Below are 13,217 nucleotides of genomic sequence, written 5' to 3'. Positions count from 1 at the left end.
TATATGGAATATTCTTATTTCTTTTTAAACTTCATCTCTCGTATTTTATTTATAAATTTGTAAAAAAAAATCTTGAATACCTATACTTCTATTTATCGATACCATTCGGCACAAAAAACCGTTGTTACTTTGGGTACTTTTGACGGTGTTCATAAGGGTCATCAAAAAATCATTGAAAGATTAGTCCAAAGTGCTGAACAATGTTCGTGTGAAAGCTTGGTACTCACTTTTTTTCCGCATCCGCGAATGGTTTTGCAAGACCAAAATGAAATCAAATTACTTTCTACTATAGACGAACGCATCCAAAAACTAGAGGCTCTTGGGATAGACCATGTGGTGGTTCATCCGTTTGATCAGGAATTTTCGCGTTTAACTGCCGAAGAATTTGTAGAGAAGGTATTAGTTCAACATTTCAACATTCAAAAAATCATCATTGGTCACGACCACCGTTTTGGGAGAAACCGAACCGCCAATATTGACGACTTAAAAGTTTTTGGAGAAAAGTTTGGTTTTGAGGTAGAAGAAATATCGGCACAAGAAATCAATACCGTATCGGTAAGTTCTACCAAAATCAGAACCGCTTTGCATGAGGGAAATATTGAAACCGCAAATGCTTACTTGGGGTACCCCTATACCCTAAACGGAATTGTAATTACCGGTAAAGGATTGGGTAAAACCCTTCGTTTTCCTACCGCCAACCTCAAACTGGATGCCGATTACAAACTTATCCCACAAAACGGAGTGTACATCGTACAGTGTTTATTGGATGGTCAAATGCTCCACGGCATGATGAATATTGGCATAAACCCAACAGTAGATGGAACTCAGCAATCTATTGAAGTGCATTTCTTAGATTTTAACGCATCGTTGTACCATAAAAACTTAACCCTTCAAATTTTACATCGCATTCGGGATGAAATTAAATTTGACTCGGTTTCCGAGCTTCAAAAACAATTGGAGTTGGACCAACAAACTACACTTGCTTTTTTTGAAAACCAACCCTAATGCAAAAAGCCTTTCAGCCCATAGACAACGCTCCTTTAATTTGGTTTCGGATAGCCTTGGGTTTTCTGATTGCAGCCGAATGTTGGGGTGCTTTGGCAACCGGTTGGGTTAGGCATAATTTGGTAGAACCTAAAATTTTTTTACCCCATATCGGTTTTGAGTGGCTCGAACCTTTGGCAGGCCCCTTGATGTATGGGTATTTTGTTTTAATGGGATGTTTGGGCATTGCCATTATGCTGGGTTACCACTACAAAGTGAGCATTTGGTCGTTTACGATTCTTTGGTTTGGTGCTTTTATCATGCAAAAAACATCCTACAACAACCATTACTATTTGCTTTGGATTATAACGTTACTCATGGGTTTTCTTCCGGCCAACCGGTATGCTTCGCTTGATGTTACTTTCAAGAGACAATCTGAGCAACTTTACATGCCGCGGTGGAATGCTTGGATACTGATGTTTCAAATGGCTATCGTGTATTTTTTTGCAACGGCTTCCAAGTTTTATCCCGATTGGCTCAACGGTACTTTTACCGGAAATTTATTTGCCGATTTAAAAGATTTCCCGGTCTTGGGTTCCCTGTTTGTAAAAAGAGAATTCCACTTGTTTATTGCCTATGCCGGAATCCTTTTTGATGCCTTGGTTATCCCGGCATTTTTATTTCGAAAAACCCGAAACTGGGCTTTACTGGCCAGTTTAATTTTTCATCTCTTCAATGCCATTACGTTACAAATTGGGATTTTCCCCTTTTTTGCTCTCAGTTTTGTGGTCTTTTTCTATCCTCCCGAAACCCTGCGTAAATTCTTTTTTAAAAAGAAACCCGCCTTCCATTTGGAGGCTATACCGCCGGCTCGTCCCAGCCGTTTACTGATTGCGTTTTTTATTTTCTTTTTTGCTCTTCAAATAGCTTTACCCTTACGCCATTGGTTTATTCCCGGTGATGTTTTATGGACCGAAGAAGGTCATAGGTTGAGTTGGCGAATGATGCTTCGTGAGAAAAAAGGCATAACCCATTTTCGGGTTGTTGATGCTCAAACGCAAGAAGCACTCGATTTTCCTATTGCCCAATACGCTACCCCTAAACAACTGGTTTTTGTTACTTCAAAACCCGATGGTATATGGCAAATGGCCCAATACATCAAAACGCATTTTGCCCAAAAAGGCAAACCCGTTCACGTTTATGTTGACTCTTTTGTTTCGGTAAACCGAAAAAATTACCAACGTTTTATTGACCCTCATACCGACTTAGCCGCGGTACCCTGGAACTACTTTACGGCTAATCCGTGGATACTTCCTTACGATTCGGAATTGGAAAAACGACCCCTTTCCCGTTAGTATTGTTGATTACTTTTTTTAAATCTCCCAAAGGTTTGGTAAAAATCCTCAAACAAAATGAGTATTTTTGACTCAAATTTTTAGGACGAATGAGCACAAGACACAATTGGACCCAAGACGAAATTATTGCCCTTTACCATACGCCTATGATGGATTTACTCTATCAGGCTGCAACCGTACACCGCCAACACCACGACCCCAATGTGGTTCAGGTTTCTACTTTATTATCTATCAAAACCGGAGGTTGCCCCGAAGATTGTGGTTATTGCCCTCAAGCGGCACGTTACCACACCCATTTAGAAGGCAACGACCTCATGAGCGTACAGCAAGTAAAAGCACAGGCTCTGAGAGCCAAATCGAGTGGTTCTTCACGCGTGTGCATGGGAGCCGCTTGGCGAAATGTAAAAGACGGACCCGAATTTGATCAAGTACTCGAAATGGTTCGAACCATTAACAAACTTGACATGGAGGTTTGTTGTACTTTGGGAATGCTAACCGAAAACCAAGCCAAACGATTAGCCGAAGCCGGATTGTATGCTTACAACCATAACTTAGACACGTCGGAAGATTATTATAAAGAAGTAATTTCCACTCGCGGTTTTGAAGACCGTCTGAAAACCATCGAAAATGTTCGAAAAACCAATGTTACCGTGTGTAGCGGAGGTATTATCGGGATGGGTGAAACGGTAGCCGATAGGGCCGGAATGTTGGTAGCTTTGGCTACTTTGAACCCCCAACCGGAGTCGGTGCCCATTAATGCATTGGTAGCGGTAGAAGGCACGCCATTAGAAGATCAAAAACCGGTTGAAATTTGGGAAATGATTCGAATGGTTGCTACAACCCGAATTGTAATGCCCGAAACCCAAGTGCGATTGTCTGCCGGAAGAACCGAAATGTCACGCGAAGGTCAAGCTTTGTGTTTCTTGGCGGGAGCCAATTCTATTTTTGCCGGAGATAAATTGCTTACCACACCCAATCCGGATGTTAACGAAGACCTGAAAATGTTTGAACTTTTGGGCTTACAACCGCAAAAACCGTTCATTAAAATCATGCAACCGCAAACGGTAGAAGCCAAAGACTCGCAATACCAACCTTTAGGTGAAAAACCCAAATGGTCGCGTCCGGGTCATGTTATTGAACGCAACGAAAAAGCATCACTTAAAAACAAATAATTTCAAATCCTTTCCTTGTGAAAGGATTTTTTTTATTTAAAATTACGGCTGATTTAAAAAAATTGAGCCTTTTTAATTTAATTTTGGCATAACAATTGGTTAACGTATGACCAAGCTTTAGTACATTTGTTTAAACATTCAATCTCAAAAAAACGAAAAACTGACTTTTAATTTGTTTGTGTATGTCGCTACGATTGACCGAAATAGAACGTGTAAAAACCCTATCTAAAGCGGATTTTATTACAAATTACGTTCAAAAACAAAAGCCTGTTGTAATCGAACAACTCACTTCTGATTGGCCGGCTTACGAAAAATGGAATCTTCACTACATTAAAGAAATTGCCGGAGAAAAGACGGTTCCGCTTTATGATGACCGTCCGGTTTCCTATAAAGACGGCTTTAACGAAGCTCATGCTCAAATGAAAATGGCCGATTATGTAGATTTACTTTTGCGTGAACCTACCAATTATCGAATTTTTCTTTACAATTTGATGAGCGAAGTTCCGATTTTGAAAAACGATTTCAAATGGCCTGATATCGGATTGCGATTGGTGAAACAATTGCCCATGTTGTTCTTTGGGGGCGAAAACTCTCGGGTTTTTATGCATTACGACATTGATTACTCCAACATCTTGCATTTTCATTTTCACGGAAAAAAACGTTGTGTGCTTTTTGCTCCCGATCAAACTCCGTATTTGTACAAAGTGCCGCATGCGTTGATTTCGAGAGAAGATATTGATTTTGACCAACCCGATTTTGAAAAATGGCCGGCATTGGCTCAGGCTCAAGGTTTGGTAGCCGAACTGAACCACGGTGAAATGTTGTATATGCCCGAAGGCTATTGGCACTACATGAAATACATTACTCCCGGATTTTCTATGAGTTTACGGGCATTCCCCAGACGCATTCCCCATTTGGCGAAAGCCGCTTATAACGTATTTATCATGCGGTATTTTGACAATATGATGCGTAAATGGAAAGGTCAGAAATGGATTGACTACAAGAACAACGAAGCCGTTCGCCGTACGCATTTGCATTTGAAAAAAGCATAAAAAAACCGGTGAGTAGTTTACCTAACTCACCGGAATTCTCGTATTTAGTTGATTGGATACGACTTTAAGTACTGTAATTACAGCACTAATTTTCGGGTGACCTCGACTCCATTTTGCAACGTTACTTTTACCAGTACCGCTTGAGTCGTTCTGTCGAACACCGGAGAAACAAAGTTGCGACTATTATTTGACTTTTCCAAATAAATTATTCTTCCCAACATATCATATACCGCAACTTGTGCTATATCTTCTTCTGAGGAACGAATAGACAATTGGTGATCTTTTACTGCAAATACAACCGAACTATCCCATAAACTCGGATTGTCTAGCCCTAAAGTTTGATTGACATATTTCAAGACAAATCGCGAATTGAAAGTTCCTACCGCCGTTGTAAAACTCACCGGAGCTTCTTTCAAATTGTAAACCATACCCGTTGTAAGGTCTTCCAAATAAACCGGAACTTCCGATAAAATACCTTCGGTTTGGTGCAAAGCAATGGTAAACGTACCGGCCACATTGGTGTGGTAACCCAAAGGCACAACATCTTCGGTAGTAAATGGAGCTCTACCCTGAATGCGATAGGTCAATTGGTCTATCAAAGAATAAAAATGAACGGCATTGGTTCGGCTGGTGTGAATTCCGTCGTAACCCAAGTCGATACCATTGGTCGCATTTTCAAAATAACCAATCAATTGCTGACTGAAAAATCCGTTTTCGTGGGTTAAATTCAACCACAAACGGTCTTTCACGGCTTGAGGTGCATTTTGTACCGTTGGTGCCGTACGGTAAAAATTGGTGTTGTTGTAGGTGCCCGTTCCTCGCATGGAGTTATCAAAATAAACGGTTCCGTTTTGTTGAGCTTCTACCATAAAACCTTGTCCGGAAGCAATAAATCCGTTGGGTCCTGTTCCGGCCGGACAATTGGCACACGCATAAGACGTAGCTACCCCTCCGGTTAAATTGTACATCGCATAGTCGTTGGTGGTATGATTGGACACAAACGCCCCCGGATTGGCTGTACTGATTTCGGTATTGTGGGTCCAGAAATACAAACTTCCGGAAATTAAAGGCAAGTTTCGCAAGATAAAATCATCCGCAGAAACCGGCGAAGGATACGGATTACCCACCAAGTTGTAATCGTCATTGGCATCGGCATCATTGCCGCTTAAAGCAATGGTCATAGGAACCTCGCCGTTATTAAACTTATTGGCATTGCCCACCCCTCTAAACGTTACTGTTGCTGTTCTGGGGAAAGTACCCGATGTAGAAGCCATCACGGCATAGCCTTTTCCGGGAACCAAAGGTGTGGTAGCCGTAATATTTTGCCAGGCCCAAGGAGCATAATCGTCAAAAGTATCGGGAACGTTGGCCAAAATAGTACCACTGCTGTTTATGGTAAGCAAATCGATGAAATTGGCTGTTGCAAATTGAAATGCATAATCCCAACGCCATCCCGGGAAATTCGGATTCAAAGTAGCGTTGCTCAAAGGCGACGACCAATACACGTAATCGTAGCGTTTGAAAGGCGTAGTTTGACGTTCCATTTCCATGGTTCCGTTGTTGGTTACTACACCGTCATTTTCAACCATAACCAAAGAACCGTCGTCTAAAACGCGAACTAAAGCTCCGGTTTCGGTGGTTAAATGGTACTGAATGGTCACGTATTGATTGGCCGAAATGGTCAATGTTTTATTTTGAGCTACGGTAACGGTACACGCGGTAAAGCTGCCGTCGGTAGCGGTATTGTAATCTTCGGTCAAAACGACTACAGTATTGGCATCCGGAATTCCATTGGTCCAGTTGTCGCCATCCCATGCGGTTTGCAAAGGCTCGGCTAATGTAATGGCCTGACTGGCTTTGTAGCACAAACTGTCGTTTTCACGCACTTGGCAGTAGTATTGGTAACCGTTCAATCCGGTGGTATTGGTTACGGTAAGTATCGGACTTTGAGTTCCCGAATAAATTGCCGAATCGGAAATGGCTGTCCAGGTAGTTCCACCCGGAGCCACAGCAAACCATTGGTAAACCAAACCATCGCCCCCTACAAAACCTTCTTCTGCCGTAACATCAATTACGGTTTCAATACAGGATTGGGTAATTTGCGGTTCTTGGGTAATTACCGGTGGATTTCCGGCTAAGAAACTGTACACGCCAATGTCGGAATAATCGTTTGAACTACAAGACTCCGAACCCGATCCCGGCCAATCGATGATATTCCAATCGGCAAAACTGAACGTAGGTGAAGGCACCGTAGCCGTATTCAAACGTCTGAAATCAACACCGCGACCGTCTAAATTTAAAGATGTAGCCCACGATTGGTTTAAATACACGCCCCAAGAATCGATGAGCGTGCCACTTTGAACCAAACGAATATGGTCGTGTCCTAGCGTATTATCGGTTCCGGAGAAGAAATTGATTCCGGATACGGCACTCGTTTGATTGGCCAAAGTCCCATCGCCACCCGCAACACCACAAGATAAACCTACACTGGTACGTACCACATGCGTTGCATTGTTGGCTAAAGTTCCCGATAGGTTAATCGTTCCCGAAACGGTGGCACTTCCGTTATTGTAAAACAAAACTTGGTATCCGGTTAAATTAACCGCTGCACCCGTTCCGTTGTAAATCTCTACATACGTTAAATCGCCATAGGTGGCATCTGTTACTTGGCTAATAAACAAATTGGAAACCGTGTTTCCGCCTTCGCAAGAATTGGTTACTTCGTCAATCAAGGTAAACGGTGAAGGATAATTACAACCTGAAGGAGTTGTCAGAGCTACATTTCCGGTAATGGCACCGGCCGGAATTGTTACCACCCATTGGGTAGCCGAAACCGCTGTGATGGTGGTAGCCGGAACGCCCCCAAAAGTGACCGTACTTCCGGTTAATGGCGAAGCTGCTGTAAGCGTTACTTGCGTTCCTACCGGACCGCTTAAAGGCGAAACTGTGTAAGACAAAGTCGGACAAGCTCCGGTTCCTTTGATGCGAAATTCGTAAGTTCCTTCGTCGGCATCGTCATTGGCTATGGTTACAATAGCGGTGCGAACGCCCGGAGCCGAAGGAGAAAACGTAATTTGAAAGGTCGTGTCGGTTCCTCCATTGATAAGATTACTCGGCACCACGGTTACTGCAAAATCAGAGGCATGGTCGCCGCTTAACGCCACATAAGGAGCAATTCCTGTAAGGTTAAGCGGGGCATTACCTGTATTGGCAATCACATAATCTTTGGTTTGTGATGCACCAATAGCGATAGTGGCAAAAAGGGTGTTGTTTAACCCGAAGGGATCGTTAATCCCGGTAGCACCGGAAACAATTGATGTTCCGCCTCCGGTGATATTGATTTCCGGAACGGCAACGGTAGCACACGAAAACGTGAGCGGAGTACCGCTGGTTCGGTAATTTAAATTGTCTATAAGTACTGTACTTCCTCCAAAGGGAATTAAAGTAAAAAAGTAGGTTGTTCCCGGTGTCAATCCGGTTACGTTATAAGAGGTATCGTTGTTGGTGATATAGGTTACTACCGTAGATGTTCCGTTGGTTGTTCCGGGTGTATAATAGGTGGCATCGGTAACCGTATAGGTAGGAGCTGCTCCGGCACGCATCAAAATGAGGTAACCGGTACAGTTGGCAATTGAAGTTCGAATAGGGAAATTGATGGTTACATCGTTGAGCATAGGCATACCACACGTTCCCGAAGCGGGATGAGCACCCGGCTCGGAAGCCAGCGTGTAGCGGGTGAGTGCAGCCGGACTTACGGTATTGTAACAATTGGGCGAATTATAGGCATACACGGTAATAACATAGGGATTTCCAACGGCCAATCCGGTTACGGTGACACTGTTTCCGGTGCCGCGGTACACCACGCGGTTGTTTGAACCCAAATCGGTGGCTAGATTGTAGGCCGCATTTCCGGTATAATCTACGCCATCGGTGGGAGCTACAGCTGCCGAGGCTAGCGGACGCACCACTACCACCGCACCCGATGCCAAGGTCGCATTGGTCCAGTTGAACGTTAAAGATGTAGTGGTAGAAGCCGTTACGGTTATACCCGAAGCCTGATTTACCGGATCAAAACACGAACCCGATAAGGTAGCATTTACGGTTACATCGTCTATGGTTAAATGATGGTCGTTTCCTGTATCATTTTTATCTGTCCAACGCAACATGATTTCTTCACCGGCCGGAATGGTAACCACAATAGTAGCGGTGATATTGGCTACGCGATTAGCGGCAGCATTTCCATCTAAACTTGCTCCCACACCATCAAATGTAGGGCTTACAAACTCTAAGCTAGGAACGTCAGTCCATGTCCCTGTACTCAAACTCGTCATTGTTGCTCCTGTCTGATATTGAAAGGTTAACTTTTGTGAAACTGTAACATTTTCTTTTCTCCATTGTTCACCAGTAAAAGTCACAGTGACTGCTACGATATCGGTACCGGTATCGTTTCGCAAACGCCATCCTAAATAGGCTTCACCAGATGGTGTATTTCCAAAAAAAGCATTAGAAGCTGAAAATCCTAATGATCTATCTGAATTTAAATTAGTTCCATATGAATACAAAGCAGCTGCAGTTGTTGTACCTGTATTTGCATTGCAAGTTGTAATAGCCGAATTATTAAACGTTTGAGCATACCATCCGGATAGCGTAGAATTGTTTGACCAAGTACCTGTTCCAGTATTAACTAGTGTATTAAAATTCTGAGTGTAATTGGTAGCTCCGGCAGTTATGGAGAATTGAGCTACCGCAGAGGCAGCTGTGCATAATAGGGCGAGTAATGCAATCTTTATTTTCATTGTTTTTACAAAATCTGTTTTTGGAAACGAATTCAATAAAGATTTGGGGCGGACAAATGTAGAGCTAATTTACAGAATTTCAATAGATTTGTAGCATTAATTTTTAAACAATTTTACATTACCAAATCTTTAAATTGTTCATAACCAATGCTATCCCACGCCGAAATTGTTGCCAAACTCGAATATTTTTGTGTTTACCAAGAGCGTTGCCACGCCGAAGTGGTGCAAAAACTCTACCAATTGCAGGTGCCTTCGGGTGAACACGATGCCGTTTTGGTGCATTTGATTACGCGAAATTTCTTAAACGAAGAGCGTTTTGCCAAGGTATTTGCTCAGAGTAAATTTCACCAAAAAAAGTGGGGCAAAAAACGCATTGCCCAAGAGTTGCAGCAGCGGCAAATTGGGACCTACCTCATAGAGCATGCTTTGAAAGATTTGGACACTACCGAATACGACACCACTTTTGAGCAATTGAGTCTCAAAATCTGGGAACAACTGCACCGCGAATCGCCTTTGAAAAAGAAAACCAAATTTTGCAACCACTTGCTTCGCAAAGGTTGGGAGGCTTCGCAGGTATATGCCCGTTATCAGGAACTGGAGCGGGAATCTGAATAACATTTTCTTTTTTTTGACTTTCCGTTTTTTAGCTTAGGAAGACTGCTTTTCCGGAAGGCGTTGGGCGAAGCTTTGTTTTTTTTAAAAGATTTAAAAAAAAGAAATCCAAAGAGGTTTGAGCTTCGTATATAGAAAGAATCCAAAACTCTTTTTAAAATGAATATTCGTACAGAACTACTTAATTATTGCATTTTATCGTATTTTTTATGCATTTTATCGATTTTTTATTTGGTAGATTGTTTTTTAAATTATAGGTTTGCGACCTCAAAATAAATTTAAAAAAAGTAAAAAATAGGTCTTTTACAACTTTGCACATGCGGTTGTAGGAATGAAGCGAAACTTTTTTTGAAATGGGTCTACAAATCCGAAAGAACCTTTCTAATTATTCAGAAAACGGAACGTTTAGAAAAGCATAAGAAAAATAAAATTTAAAACTGTAAATCAGTGTTTTAGCTAATTTATTGCTGAAAATTCAAAAAAGAAGTCAAAAAATGAAAATAATCAACAAAAAAGTCGATTTTACTAAAAATATTCAACAAAACCCGACGAACTACATCTTTAGTTGCTATATTGTTGATAAACCGGTCGATAAAGTGCATTTTTTGCCGTTTGAATGGAATAAAAATTGCATTTCATCGACGAAATGCGTAGTTGAACAATTTTTTTCCCTAAAACTTGGCACTCAGAGTACTTTTACAACACCAAATTTAACCCCGAGGTTTTTAATTAGCAATAAGTAAGAACTTAAACCGAAAAAAATATGCGTACAAAATTACTCATCGTAGTTACCTTGATTCTATCATGGGCTACACAAGCACAAGTTACCGGAGATTACCGTTCTAGAGGGAATACAAATATTGTTTCTACTTCAGGTTGGGACAGATATAATGGAAGTGCTTGGGTTCAAACTAACATTCATCCATTTCATGCAGATGCTGTTTTAACTTCTGCCAATACTATTAACATCAATCATACGGTTAGATGTAATGGTGTACCCGGGAATTTAGCTCCGGCACGAATTGTTATAAACGGTACTTTAAACGTAGACCCGGGAACTACCGTAAACCCATTATTTAGCATATCCAACACATTAAACACCGGGAGTATTACTATTAATAACAATGGAAGATTGTTTTTAGCTAATGGGAAACGATTGAACGTTTTTGGTGATGTGGTGGTAAATACTGGAGGTACAGCCGAATTTAACCCCGGCGATGATTCGGTATTAACCGTATATGGTAATTATACAAATAACGGTACAACCAATTTCTGGAAAGCCGAAGTGTTTATCTTAGGTAATTTGATGTCAAACACCAGTTCTACTGTTCAAAACAACGGGAACATTTTTGTAGGAGGAAATATCATTGGAGTATTTATTGTGAGCGGTAACGGTTCTCAATTTTACTACCAAGACCCTAATGCTATAGTAGACATCGATATTGTACAAGGAAACCAAAACCCAACGATTGCTTTAGGTTTGCCTCCGGGATACCCTGCCAATTTTACTCAAATTTACTCAGAAGTTTTTGGCGATTGTTCGTCATCCAGCTATTTGATTACCGAGTGGAACGGAAGTTCTTGGAATGGGGGTACGCCAACTTTGGCTAAATCGGTTGTAATTAACGGGAATTACAATGGTCCAAGTTTTAGTGCATGTAATGTAAAAGTAAATGCCGGTTTTTCTTTAACTGTAAAAAATGGAAATCACATTAATGTACGTCATGATATCAACAACCTAGGAACTATCGTATTGGAAAACGGTGGAAGTTTGGTTCAAATTGCTGCAGACGGAACTTTTAGCGGAAACCCAATCACGTCACAACGCATTACACGCCCCATGAGAGGATTGGATTATGTGTATTTTGGTTCGCCTATGCAAGGAAATGTTATGGCAAACATTCCTTCACAGTTTGACCGCAAATACCGTTTCAATGCTACCGGAGCGATGAATGGAGCCTGGGTAGCGATCTCAACTGCTACACCTGAAGTAGGAAGAGGATTTATTGCTCGAGTTAGAAATTCGGCACCTTTTAATACCACTAACACTCCTATAACTGTAAACTTTAATGGAATTCCGAATAACGGAACCATCAATGTACCTGTTACACCGTTTGGCGGAACTGCCAACGTAACCGGAAATACCGTTTTATTGGCTAATCCTTACCCGAGTGCTATAGATGCTTCTCGTTTTGTGAGAAACGCCAGCAACATCAATGTAAAAGTAGGAACCTTATATTTCTGGACTGCCAATACGTTGTATTTAGGAACCGGATCTTACAACCAAACCGATTATGCGTCTTGGAATTTAACCGGAGGAACCACTACAGGCACCGGAACATTAGCTCCAAACGGTAAAATTGTATCGGGACAAGGTTTCTTTGCTCAAGTGTTTCAAAGCGGAAATGTACAGTTTGACAACTCTATGCGTGTGTTAGACCAAGCAACGGCTAGTAGCATTTTCTTCCGTACTTCTGCTACAGAAAACAATCAAGTAGAAAGTGCACCTACTACAACTGTAGATCGTTTTTGGTTGAACTTAACCAGCGAAGCCGGATCTTTCCGTCAAATGTTGGTAGGTTATATAGACGGTGCCACCAATGAATACGAGAGCAACTACGACGGAACCAGTTTTTCTAGCAACAGTACCGATATTTACACTATCGTTGGAGATAAAAATTTGACCATCCAAGGAAGAGCTTTACCTTTTGCCGATCAAGATGTATTGCCTTTGGGTATCAAAATCGGGACAGCCGGTACATACACGATTACTTTAGACCAAGTTGAAGGTTTATTTGCCGGAAATCAAGCCATTTATGTGTACGATCACTTAACCCAAACGTACCACAACTTAAAAGAAAGTGCTTATACTTTTACTGCTGCTGCAGGAGTTAACAATTCGCGTTTAGAATTGCGTTTTGCAAACCAAACCTTGAGTATAGACAATCCGGTAGTTGATGCAGAAAGTGTAATTATCTTTGGAAAAGACAAATCGGTTTCGGTATATTCGGGAATGGCTTCTGTTCAAGCTATCGAAGTGTATGACATATTAGGAAAAAGATTGTTTGCTTCACAAGATATCGCTTCGCAAAACTATGTGAGCCCTGCATTGCATGTATCTCATTCGGTTTTGATTGTAAAAGTAACTTTAGACAACGACCAAACGTTTACCAAAAAAGTAATTTTAAACTAAGCGTTTTACTATAAACTAAAAAAAGCCACTGCAAACAGTGGCTTTTTTTATGT

At 41.4% G+C, this 13,217-nt stretch carries 7 protein-coding genes; 6 read left to right on the top strand and 1 reads right to left on the bottom strand.

Features of this window, described 5'->3' with window-relative positions; all coding sequences use genetic code 11:
- Positions 1 to 72: 72 nt before the first annotated feature.
- The 4 genes from V7M80_RS03810 (at position 73) to V7M80_RS03795 (ending at position 4,563) form a co-directional block, all read left to right on the top strand.
- On the top strand, positions 73 to 1,005 hold the full coding sequence (locus V7M80_RS03810) for a bifunctional riboflavin kinase/FAD synthetase (RefSeq protein WP_333694140.1): 933 nt from the start codon (positions 73 to 75) through the stop codon (positions 1,003 to 1,005).
- Positions 1,005 to 2,339, top strand: coding sequence for an HTTM domain-containing protein (locus V7M80_RS03805; protein ID WP_333694139.1), 1,335 nt, complete (start codon positions 1,005 to 1,007; stop codon positions 2,337 to 2,339). The genes V7M80_RS03810 and V7M80_RS03805 overlap by 1 nt, the downstream gene beginning before the upstream one ends.
- 89 nt (positions 2,340 to 2,428) lie before the next feature.
- Entirely contained in the window at positions 2,429 to 3,511 is a 1,083-nt protein-coding gene (gene bioB / locus V7M80_RS03800) for a biotin synthase BioB (RefSeq protein WP_333694137.1), read from the top strand.
- Between the two features lie 182 nt (positions 3,512 to 3,693).
- The gene (locus V7M80_RS03795) at positions 3,694 to 4,563 is read left to right on the top strand and encodes a cupin-like domain-containing protein (RefSeq protein ID WP_333694135.1); all 870 of its coding nucleotides are present in this window, start codon (positions 3,694 to 3,696) and stop codon (positions 4,561 to 4,563) included.
- A gap of 77 nt (positions 4,564 to 4,640) precedes the next feature.
- On the opposite strand, the gene V7M80_RS03790 is transcribed toward V7M80_RS03795, so the two are convergent.
- Positions 4,641 to 9,359 carry a choice-of-anchor D domain-containing protein gene (locus V7M80_RS03790; RefSeq protein WP_333694134.1) on the bottom strand — a complete coding sequence of 1,573 codons (4,719 nt, stop codon included), beginning with the start codon at positions 9,357 to 9,359 and terminating at the stop codon, positions 4,641 to 4,643.
- A 147-nt stretch (positions 9,360 to 9,506) separates the two neighbouring features.
- On the opposite strand from V7M80_RS03790, the gene V7M80_RS03785 reads away from it, so the two are divergent.
- Together V7M80_RS03785 and V7M80_RS03780 are read left to right on the top strand one after the other, a co-directional pair.
- The gene (locus V7M80_RS03785; protein WP_333694133.1) at positions 9,507 to 9,974 is read left to right on the top strand and encodes a regulatory protein RecX; all 468 of its coding nucleotides are present in this window, start codon (positions 9,507 to 9,509) and stop codon (positions 9,972 to 9,974) included.
- Positions 9,975 to 10,734: 760 nt separating this feature from the next.
- Entirely contained in the window at positions 10,735 to 13,164 is a 2,430-nt protein-coding gene (locus V7M80_RS03780) for a T9SS sorting signal type C domain-containing protein (protein ID WP_333694131.1), read from the top strand.
- Positions 13,165 to 13,217: the final 53 nt, after the last annotated feature.

Source organism: Flavobacterium sp. (assembly GCF_036759525.1).
Classification (GTDB): domain Bacteria; phylum Bacteroidota; class Bacteroidia; order Flavobacteriales; family Flavobacteriaceae; genus Flavobacterium.
Note: the sequence above shows the minus strand (reverse complement) of the source record. Positions and strands in the feature narration are given on the sequence as shown.

Bases quoted from the DNA above. Each gene is read 5' to 3' on its own strand.
- V7M80_RS03805 (WP_333694139.1), top strand. From the start codon at position 1,005: ATGCAAAAAGCCTTTCAGCCCATAGACAACGCTCCTTTAATTTGGTTT.
- V7M80_RS03785 (WP_333694133.1), top strand. From the start codon at position 9,507: ATGCTATCCCACGCCGAAATTGTTGCCAAACTCGAATATTTTTGTGTT.
- V7M80_RS03790 (WP_333694134.1), bottom strand. From the start codon at position 9,359: ATGAAAATAAAGATTGCATTACTCGCCCTATTATGCACAGCTGCCTCT.
- V7M80_RS03795 (WP_333694135.1), top strand. From the start codon at position 3,694: ATGTCGCTACGATTGACCGAAATAGAACGTGTAAAAACCCTATCTAAA.
- bioB (WP_333694137.1), top strand. From the start codon at position 2,429: ATGAGCACAAGACACAATTGGACCCAAGACGAAATTATTGCCCTTTAC.
- V7M80_RS03780 (WP_333694131.1), top strand. From the start codon at position 10,735: ATGCGTACAAAATTACTCATCGTAGTTACCTTGATTCTATCATGGGCT.